The 8,915-nt window shown below is 73.5% G+C and carries 10 protein-coding genes and 1 pseudogene; 3 read left to right on the top strand and 8 right to left on the bottom strand.

Translation table 11 applies throughout. The features are described from left to right. A partial coding sequence (locus tag ACJA3G_RS22310) for a fibronectin type III domain-containing protein (protein ID WP_406554798.1) occupies positions 1–620 on the top strand: 620 nt, incomplete at its 5' end. Here the strand turns inward: ACJA3G_RS22310 and ACJA3G_RS22305 are convergent. The 3 genes from ACJA3G_RS22305 to ACJA3G_RS22295 all read right to left on the bottom strand — a co-directional run bounded on the left by ACJA3G_RS22305 (position 610) and on the right by ACJA3G_RS22295 (position 4,371). Then, a complete protein-coding gene (locus tag ACJA3G_RS22305) occupies positions 610–1,815 on the bottom strand; it encodes an FAD-dependent monooxygenase (RefSeq protein ID WP_406554797.1) in 1,206 nt (401 codons plus the stop codon). The genes ACJA3G_RS22310 and ACJA3G_RS22305 overlap by 11 nt on opposite strands. An 80-nt stretch (positions 1,816–1,895) precedes the next feature. Beyond that, positions 1,896–3,524 (bottom strand): malate synthase A, encoded by a 1,629-nt coding sequence (gene aceB, locus ACJA3G_RS22300; RefSeq protein ID WP_406554796.1) that lies wholly within the window; start codon positions 3,522–3,524, stop codon positions 1,896–1,898. Between the two features lie 238 nt (positions 3,525–3,762). After that, a complete protein-coding gene (locus ACJA3G_RS22295) occupies positions 3,763–4,371 on the bottom strand; it encodes an NTP transferase domain-containing protein (RefSeq protein WP_406554795.1) in 609 nt (202 codons plus the stop codon). 152 nt (positions 4,372–4,523) lie between these two features. Between ACJA3G_RS22295 and ACJA3G_RS22290 the strand changes: the two genes are divergently transcribed. Next, positions 4,524–4,826 (top strand): DUF5955 family protein, encoded by a 303-nt coding sequence (locus ACJA3G_RS22290; protein ID WP_406554794.1) that lies wholly within the window; start codon positions 4,524–4,526, stop codon positions 4,824–4,826. 79 nt (positions 4,827–4,905) lie between these two features. On the opposite strand, the gene ACJA3G_RS22285 is transcribed toward ACJA3G_RS22290, so the two are convergent. The 5 genes from ACJA3G_RS22285 to ACJA3G_RS22265 all read right to left on the bottom strand — a co-directional run bounded on the left by ACJA3G_RS22285 (position 4,906) and on the right by ACJA3G_RS22265 (position 8,535). Next, entirely contained in the window at positions 4,906–5,484 is a 579-nt protein-coding gene (locus ACJA3G_RS22285; protein ID WP_406554793.1) for a hypothetical protein, read from the bottom strand. Positions 5,485–5,493: 9 nt separating this feature from the next. Next, positions 5,494–6,306 carry a papain-like cysteine protease family protein gene (locus tag ACJA3G_RS22280; protein WP_406554792.1) on the bottom strand — a complete coding sequence of 271 codons (813 nt, stop codon included), beginning with the start codon at positions 6,304–6,306 and terminating at the stop codon, positions 5,494–5,496. 9 nt (positions 6,307–6,315) lie between these two features. Further along, a complete protein-coding gene (locus tag ACJA3G_RS22275; RefSeq protein WP_406554791.1) occupies positions 6,316–6,642 on the bottom strand; it encodes a hypothetical protein in 327 nt (108 codons plus the stop codon). Between the two features lie 85 nt (positions 6,643–6,727). Beyond that, positions 6,728–7,369, bottom strand: a complete 642-nt coding sequence (locus ACJA3G_RS22270) for a response regulator (RefSeq protein ID WP_406554790.1) — start codon at positions 7,367–7,369, stop codon at positions 6,728–6,730. Then, positions 7,366–8,535 (bottom strand): sensor histidine kinase, encoded by a 1,170-nt coding sequence (locus ACJA3G_RS22265; protein WP_406554789.1) that lies wholly within the window; start codon positions 8,533–8,535, stop codon positions 7,366–7,368. The genes ACJA3G_RS22270 and ACJA3G_RS22265 overlap by 4 nt, the downstream gene beginning before the upstream one ends. Positions 8,536–8,668: 133 nt before the next feature. On the opposite strand from ACJA3G_RS22265, the pseudogene ACJA3G_RS22260 reads away from it, so the two are divergent. Next, positions 8,669–8,915 (top strand): annotated as a pseudogene (locus ACJA3G_RS22260) (ABC transporter permease); the annotation flags it as partial.

Raw genomic sequence — 8,915 nt, 5'->3', positions numbered from 1 at the left:
GCCCCGCCGACCACGGGCCGCCCACCGCCCCCGGCGCGCTGCGGGGCCGGGCCGAGGGAAGCCGCGCGGCGGTGCTGAGCTGGCGGCGCTCCACCGACGACGTGGGCGTCACCTCCTACGACGTCTATCAGGAGGACGTACGTATCCACAGCGTCTCCGGCCGGGAGACGAGCGCCCGGGTCACCGGGCTGCGGCCCGGGACCGTCTACACCTTCACCGTCCGCGCCCGCGACGCCGCCGACCACTCCTCGCCGGACAGCGGCGCCGTGGACCTCACCACGGCGTCCGCGCCGGGCGCGCCCCCCAGTACGGCACCCACCGGGCTGAGCGCGCGCTACGGGGAGGTGGCGGGGGTCCCGACCGTCGAACTCTCCTGGCGCCCGCCCGACACCGGCGGCCCGGTCACCTCCTACCAGCTCTTCCTGAACGGAACGCTGACCACCACCATCGTGTTCGGCGCGGCGCCGCCCCCGGGCCGGGCGACGTACAGCCTCACCGTCTCCGCCGAGAAGCCCGGCACCCGCTACAGCGTCGGGCTCCGCGCCCGCCTCCCGGACGGCAGATGGGGCGACCTCTCCGCCCGGCGCACGGTGGTCGTCGGGGTGACGGCTACGAGGTGAGGCGGCGACCGCCGAACGCGCCCGAGCCGTCCGCCCGCCGCCACCACTCCTCCAGGCCGCTCTGCTCCATCGCGCTCCAGTCCGGGGTCCGTTCGACCAGCCCGGCACCGAGCTGCCGGCCCAGCTCCACCATGGACCTGCCGCTCGCCGCCCGGCCCGTGTCGTACGCGCGCAGCGCCGACGGCCAGTCCGGTGCGGCGGTGAGGCACGCCTCCAGGGCGGTGGCGTCCTGGAGCGCCTTGACCGCGCCGCCGCCGGTGTGCGGACGGGCCACCGTCGCCGCGTCGCCCGCCAGGACCAGACGGCCGGTGGCGTAGCGCGGCGCGGTGAAGTCGTACATCGGCTGGACGAAGAGCTCCTCGGCGGTGGTCGTCCGCACCAGCTCGCCCCAGTAGGGCGCGAGGGAGGTGTCGGCGATGTGCGCGAGCCGGGTGTGCAGGGTGGCGGCGAGGGTGCCGGGCGGCAGGCTGGTGGGGTTGTCGAAGCGCAGATCGAGATCCGGGGGAGGGGCGGTGTACAGCACCCAGTTGACCCGCAGCCCGCCCCGCCCGTCGGGGATGCGGTAGATGATGACGTGTCCGCCGGGGAACACCGCGTACACGCAGTCCTCGTCGGGCCACAGCTCCGGCGCCGTCAGCCGTTCGGCCGCGAACGCGCCCCGCCAGGCCAGATAGCCCGCGTAGCGCGGACGCACCTGGGGGCAGGCGGCCGTGCGGACCACCGAGCGGTAGCCGTCGGCCCCGATCACCAGGTCGAACCGCTCGCTCGCGCCGCCGCTCACCAGCTCCACGCCGTCCGGGGTGGCCTCCACCGCCTCGACGGCCGTCCCGGCCCGGAAGCGGGCGGACCCGGGCACCCGGTCGCGCAGTTCGTGCCAGAGCGGGCCCCAGTTGTACGTACGGAAGGGGAATGGCAGCACCCCGACCCGCCGTCCCAGCGGCGCCGAGCCGTCCCGTACGTACCAGCACCGCCGGCTCAGCTGGAGCCATGGCATCGTGGCGTCGAGGTAACCGGCCGCCTCCAGCTCCGCGTACCGGTCGTTGTGCATGGCCAGCCCCACGCCCCGGTCCGCGAGCCGGCCCGAGGCCCGTTCGAAGACGGTGACCTCCGCCGCGCCGCCCCGGTGGGCGGCCAGGGCCGCCGCGCACCCCGCGATACTGCCGCCGACCACGGCGACCCTGCCTCCACGTAACATCCGCTCATTCTGGCAGGACGGACGCGGCGCGGGGCCGGAGGCGGACGATCCGCCCCGGCCCCGCGGGAATTGACGTCGGGTCAGCCGATCAGCTGCTCGTAGGCGGGCAGCGTCAGGAAGTCCGCGTAGTCCGCGTCGAGGGAGACCTTCAGGAGCAGGTCGTGGGCCTGCTGCCAGCGGCCGGCCGCGAAGGCCTCCTCGCCGATCTCGGCGCGGATCGCGGCCAGTTCCTCCGCCGCGACCCTGCGGGCGAGGTCGGCGGTGGCGAGCTCGCCGTTCTCGAAGACCACACCCGCGTTGATCCACTGCCAGATCTGCGAGCGGGAGATCTCGGCGGTGGCCGCGTCCTCCATGAGGTTGAAGATGGCGACCGCGCCCAGGCCCCGCAGCCAGGCCTCGATGTAGCGGATGCCGACCTGGACGGCGTTGCGCAGACCGTCGTAGGTGGGCCTGGCGTCGAGCGAGTCGATGGCGATCAGATCGCCGGGCGCCACGGACACGTCCTCGCGCAGGCGGTCCTTCTGGTTCGGCCGGTCGCCGAGGACGGCGTCGAAGGAGGCCATCGCGATCGGCACCAGGTCCGGGTGCGCGACCCAGGAGCCGTCGAAGCCGTCGGCCGCCTCGCGGTCCTTGTCGGCCTTGACCTTCTCGAAGGCGACCTTGTTGACCTCGGCGTCCCTGCGGGACGGGATGAAGGCCGCCATGCCGCCGATGGCGTGCGCGCCGCGCTTGTGGCAGGTGCGGACGAGGAGTTCGGTGTAGGCGCGCATGAACGGCGCCGTCATGGTGACCGCGTTGCGGTCCGGCAGGACGAACCTGGCGCCGCCGTCACGGAAGTTCTTGACGATCGAGAAGAGGTAGTCCCAGCGGCCCGCGTTGAGCCCGGCGGCGTGGTCGCGCAGCTCGTAGAGGATCTCCTCCATCTCGTACGCGGCCGTGATCGTCTCGATCAGGACGGTCGCGCGGACGGTGCCCTGCGGGATGCCGACGTAGTCCTGCGCGAAGACGAAGACGTCGTTCCAGAGGCGGGCCTCCAGATACGACTCGGTCTTGGGGAGGTAGAAGTAGGGGCCCTTGCCGAGCTCGATCAGGCGCTTGGCGTTGTGGAAGAAGTAGAGGCCGAAGTCGACCAGGGCGCCGGGGACCGGGCGGCCGTCGAAGCGCAGGTGGCGCTCCTCCAGATGCCAGCCGCGCGGGCGCATCACGACGGTGGCGAGCTCGTCCGCGTCCTTGAGCGCATACGACTTGCCCGACTTCGGGTCGGTGAAGTCGATCTTCCGCTCGTAGGCGTCGATCAGATTGAGCTGGCCCAGGACCACGTTCTCCCAGGTGGGGGCGGAGGCGTCCTCGAAGTCCGCCAGCCACACCTTCGCGCCCGAGTTCAGCGCGTTGATGGTCATCTTGCGGTCGGTCGGGCCGGTGATCTCGACCCGGCGGTCGTTGAGCGCGGCCGGGGCCGGGGCGACCTTCCAGTCGCCCTCGCGCACGGCGGCGGTCTCGGGGCGGAAGTCGAGGGTGGAGGTACGGGCACTCGCCGAGAACTCGGTGCGGCGCTCCTGGCGGCGGAGCAGGAGCTCGTCACGGCGGGGCGTGAACAGCCGGTGCAGCTCGGCCACGAAAGCGAGGGCCGCGTCGGTGAGCACCTCGTCCTGCCGGGGCAGGGGCTTGGCGTCGACGATGGCCAGCGGGGACGGCGCTGGTGCGGACATGTGCTGTCACTCCTTCGCGGGCGGTGCCCTGGCCGGCCGCCGGGTGCAGACAAAAGGCACTGAGTGCCAGGCCCCGGGATGCGACTGGGGGCGCCGTCTCAATCAATCGGGCGCTTCTGAACAGTGGATACTAGTTTCCTCATGGTGGAAGTTCAATGGTTTGTTGATGTCGAGATTCTCCGGGTCGACAGACCGTGGCGCTCGGTGCCACCGTGTTCACTCCAGGTGTACCGGAGGATCAGCCGAGCCGCCCGAGATCCTCCTCGGTGTCGATGTCGTACGGCTCGGCCACGTCCGCGCACTCCACCAGCGTGATCTCCCGCTCGTGCTCCGCGAGATAGGCGCGCGCCCCCCGGTCGCCGTGCGCGCTCGCCGCCACCGGCCGCCACCGGTCGGCGCCGAACAGGACGGGATGGCCGCGCCTGCCGTCGTACGAGGCCGCCGCGAGCGAGTCCGGTGAGCGGTACGCGGCCCGTACGCGCCCGATCGCCTCCGAGCCGATACCGGGCTGGTCCACCAGGCCGACCAGGGCGGCTCCCGCCCCCGTGCCGACCAGCGAGGCGAGCCCCACGCGCAGGGAGGAGCCCATGCCCTCGGCCCACTCCGGGTTGTCCACCAGCACGCAGCCCTCCAGCCGGGCGCGGGCCCGTACCTCGTCCGCGGCTGCCCCGAGCACCACATGGACGCGGGCGCAGCCGCCCTCGCGCAGCATCCGTACGGCGTGCTCCACCAGCGGGCGCCCCCGGTGGGTCAGCAGGGCCTTGGGGCGCCCGCCGAGGCGCCGCCCGCCGCCGGCCGCCAGGAGCAGGCCCACGACCTGCGATTCGTCGTTCTTCGGAGGTGTCATGGCCCCACGTATACCGAATGCGCCCCCCGAATTCCGTCCACACGCTGGCGCGCGCCGGGCGCGATGGCGTTAACTGACCCGCAACTCCCGTCAGTTGACCTTCGCTGACGGGCTGTGAGCACCGGCACGAAGGCGTGCGGGGGGAAGGAATCGTGTTGCGACGCGTGGAGCAGTGGCCCGTGAGTGTGGATCCGAGGGTGGCGGGGCTGCGGGGCGCCGTGGCACGGCTGCGCCGGGAGCTGGCGGGGTACCCGGGGGAGTTCCCCGACCGGGCGGTCGCCGAGGACGAGCTCGCGGCGCTGGACGCGATGGCGCTCTCCGGCGCCCCGGAGGTGTTACGCCTGCGCCGCTCGCTGTTGCTGATCGCGGGATCCATAGGGTCGGTGAGCGCGCTGTCCGTGGCCGTGAAGGGGGTCCGGGAGGCCGTGGACCTGTTCGGGGAGCCGCCGCGCTGAGGTGCGGCCCGACGACCCTGCCGCCGGCCCGTGCGTGGCCGTCGGCGCCCTTCCGTCCGGGTGCCCGGGTGATCCGGGCTCAGCCGCCGCCCCGGTCGTCCTGCGCCTCCGGCGGCAGCACGCCCTGCGGGGCGTGCCGGGCCAGCAGCGCGAAGAGCTCGGCCGCCGGATACGCCCGGTCCGCCTCGACCCCCGTCGGCGCCGGGGCCGCCGGGACCAGGGTGTCCGAGCCGGGCGAGTGCCGCCAGACGGCGATCAGATGGACGGCGGGAAGGTGCAGCAGCCGCACCTCCGCGTCCCCCGGCTCATGCCCCGCCGCCTCCAGCGCGGCGGCCGTCCCCGCGACGAACGGCCCGTAGTTGAGCTGGCTGAAGACATGCCCGCCCGCCTCATCCCGTACCGTCTCGGCGAGCGCGACCGGCCCCGAGTCGTGCTGGACGAGATAGCGCCAGGCCACCGGCCGGGCCCGGTCCAGGCCGTCCGGCAGATCGGCGAGGCCGATCACGTACATCTGGAGCGGATGGGCGAGCCGGAGCTCGTCGGCCGTCGCGGGCAGCAGGGTCGCGGTGCGGACCCGGCCGAGCCCCGCCAGGAGCTCGACGCCGGCCTCGGCGGCCGAGCGCGACTCTTCGGGTGGCTGCGGTACTTGAAGCGCCATGGTCCGTCCCTAAGCCCCGGTGTAGTAGCTGTGGGTCCAGGATCCACTGCCCTGGTAGCTGGTCGCGAGCGTGTTGTAGACCTGGTCGGAGCGGCCGTAGATCGGGTCGTCCACGGCCACGATCGCGCTGGAACCGCTCTGCGGCGCGTCCACGCCCATCGCGGTGAGGAAGTGACCGCCGCCGGTCGACCAGCCGATCCGCACGCACAGCGGGCGGCCCGCCTTGATCTCGGACTCGACGCCCGCGAAGTCCACCCGGCTGTTCACCATCCGGTCGAAGTGGCCGACGATCCGCAGCGGGTTGTCCAGCGGCTGCTGGGAGTTGCAGCCGGCGCCGCTCGCCCCGCCGCCGCAGCAGTCGGTGCGCCCGGTCTGCGAGTTGGCCACCGCACACTGCGTCCAGGTGCTTCCCGCGTTGTAGTAGAGCGCGATGCTGGTCGAGACCGCCGCCCAGCACCAGTTGGTCTGCTGCTGCGGCTGCATCGCGAAGGCCAGCCGGCCGCCGTCCCACAGGCGGTAGACCGGCTTGTCGTCGAGGACCGTGATGTCGGTGACGATGTGCAGCGGCGCGCCCCAGTCGACGGTCACCACGAACGTCACGCCGTGGTTGGGGTCGTACGGCGGGGAGTGCGGGCTGATGTTGCTCACCCGCACCGGCGCCGCGCCCGTGAACCGGGGGCTGTGTTTGAGGTCGCCCGGGTCGACACTGAACTCGGAGACCGTGACGATCACCGTCGAGTCGTGGTCGATGGCGCCCCAGTTGAAGTTCAGCGTGGTACGGCCCTGGAGGCCGGCCCAGTACTGGCGTGCGGTACGCGGCATCGGCCCCCCTCAGCCGTTCTGGTACTCGATGGCGACCGGCGGGCCGTCCAGGACGGTGATGTCGGTGACGATGTGCAGCGGCGCGCCCCACTCCACGTTGACCGTGAACGTCACGCCGTGGTTGGGGTCGTAGGGCGGCGAGTGCGGGCTGATGTTCTCCACCGTGACCGTGGCGGCGCCGATGAACCGGGGGCTGTGCCGGGGGTCGTTGTTGTCCACGCTGTACTCGGACGCGGTGATGATCACGGTCGAGTCGTGGTTGATGATGCCCCAGTTGAAGTTGAGCCTGGTGCGTCCTTGCAGATTCCACCAGTACTGGCGGGCTGTCTGTGGCATACGGGGCCTCCACGCGGGTCAGGCCGGACACATGCCCGCATGCATGCCCCTGCGCGTCCTCGGTGACGCGCGAGCGTAGGGGAAATCAGCCCGGTCGCCGGATCAGTCGGCGCGCGCCTGCCGCCGCGACCGCCGCCGTGCGCGACTCCACTCCCAGCTTTGCGTAGATATGGACGAGGTGGGACTTGACGGTCGCCTGGCTCAGGAAGAGGCGCTTGCTGATCTGGAGGTTGGAGAGCCCGTCGCCGACCAGTCGCAGCACCTCCAGCTCCCGGCGGGTGAGCGCCTCCGCCGGGGTGCGCATACGGTCCATCAGCCGGTGCGCCACCGCCGGGGCGAGCGCCGACTGCCCGGCCGCCGCCGTGCGCACGGCCGCCGCCAGCTCCTCCGGCGGCGCGTCCTTGAGCAGATACCCGGAGGCGCCCGCCTCCACGGCCGCCAGGATGTCGGCGTCCGTGTCGTACGTGGTCAGGACGAGCACCCGGGGCGCGTCCGGCCGCGCGGTGATCGCCGCGGTGGCCTCGGAGCCGTGCATCCCGGCGCCGAACTGGAGGTCCATCAGCACGACGTCGTAGCCGCCCGCGCCCGCCAGCTCCACCGCCCGCTCGGCGGTCGCCGCCTCCCCGGTCACCGTGAAGTCCGGCTCGGTGTCGAGGACGGCCCGCAGCCCCGCCCGTACGATCGGATGGTCGTCGGCGAGCAGCAGCCTGATCGGCCCGGCGGTCACACCGCACCCCGTTCCCGCACCGGCAGCGGCAGGGTGATCGCGACCGCGGTGCCCTGGCCGGGCGCCGACTCGACGCTCAGGGTGCCGCCGAGCGAGCGCGCCCGCGACCGCATCGCCGGGAGCCCGAAGCCGCCGGTGCCCGAGGACCGCTCACGGCCGGGTTCGAAGCCCCTGCCGTCGTCGACGACATCCAGTGCCACCGACGTGTCCATGAAACTCAGAGTGATCTCCGCGCGCTCCGCCGCCGCGTGCTGGACGGTGTTGGCCAGCGCCGACTGCGCGACCCGCAGCAGCGCCACCTCGTACGGGGTGGGCAGCTCGACCGGGGAGCCGCTCACCCCGAACCGCACGGCGGGCCCGGGCGTCGAGGCGCACAGGCGCTCCAGCGCGCCCGGCAGCGAGGCCCCTTCCAGACCGGGCGGGGTGAGCGCCCGCACGAACCGGCGGGCCTCCGCCAGGTTGTCCTGGGCGGCGGTGCGCGCCCGCTCGACATGGACGCGGGCCGGGTCGTCCGGGGCCAGCGCGCGCTCGGCGGCCCGCAGCAGGAGCTGGATGGAGGACAGGCCCTGCGCCAGCGTGTCGTGGATCTCCCGGGCCAGCCGCTCGCGCTCGGCCAGCGTGCCCGCCGCGCGTTCCGCCTCGGCGAGCCCGGCGCGGGTCGACACCAGCTCCTCGATCAGCTCGCGCCGCCGTTCGCTCTCGCGGTACAGCGCCTCGTAGCCGAGGACGGTGGCGACCGCCACGGCCGCGCCGAGGAGCGGCCCGATGAAGGCGCCGGGCGTGACCTGCTCGCCGTGGAGCAGGAAGCTCGCGATGGCCGCGCCGGCCGTCGCGAGTACGGCGGGCGGGCCCCAGCGCCGCGGCAGCAGGTGCAGCTGGAGGAAGTACAGGGGGAAGGCCGCCCACAGCGCGTCCGGCGACAGGGCCAGCAGCACCAGCCAGGCCGCGCAGAGCGCCCCGAGCCACCCGGCGCCCGCGCGGGTCCGGGGCCGCACGGCGGGACTGAGCACCCCCGCCGCGTACACCGCCGCCATCGCGCCCACCGCCGCGTACACCGCCGCGTCGCCCGGCGAGCGGGCCGCGGCCAGCGCGAGCAGCCCGGCGAGCAGCGCGTGCAGACACAGGCGCAGCAGCCGGGCGACCGGGGCGTGGGGGCGGGGGTCCATAGGACTTCCAGCGTAAGCGGGACCGGCCCGGGCCCGGTCAACCGAAAGTTTGATGTACGGCTACCTCCTTCGATCCGGCCGGGGTGTGCTGCGGGGCGATGTCCCGGCGGGGCCGGACCGCGAGGCTGGAGCCATGTTCGTCGCATGGAGAGACCTCCGGTTCGCCAAGGGCCGGTTCGCGCTGATGGGGGCGGTGGTGGTGCTCATCACCCTGCTCGTCGGCCTGTTGTCCGGCCTGACCGCCGGGCTCGCCCGGGACAGCACCTCGGCCGTCGCCGGGCTGCCCGCCGACCGGCTCGCCTTCGCCGCGCCGCCGGGCGGCCGGGCGGTGTCGTTCACGGGCTCGGTCCTCGCCCCGGCCGCCTGGGAGGGGTGGGGAC

It is taken from the genome of Streptomyces sp. YS-3, from assembly GCF_045257485.1.
In the GTDB taxonomy this organism is placed as follows: Bacteria; Actinomycetota; Actinomycetes; order Streptomycetales; family Streptomycetaceae; genus Streptomyces.
Note: the sequence above shows the minus strand (reverse complement) of the source record. Positions and strands in the feature narration are given on the sequence as shown.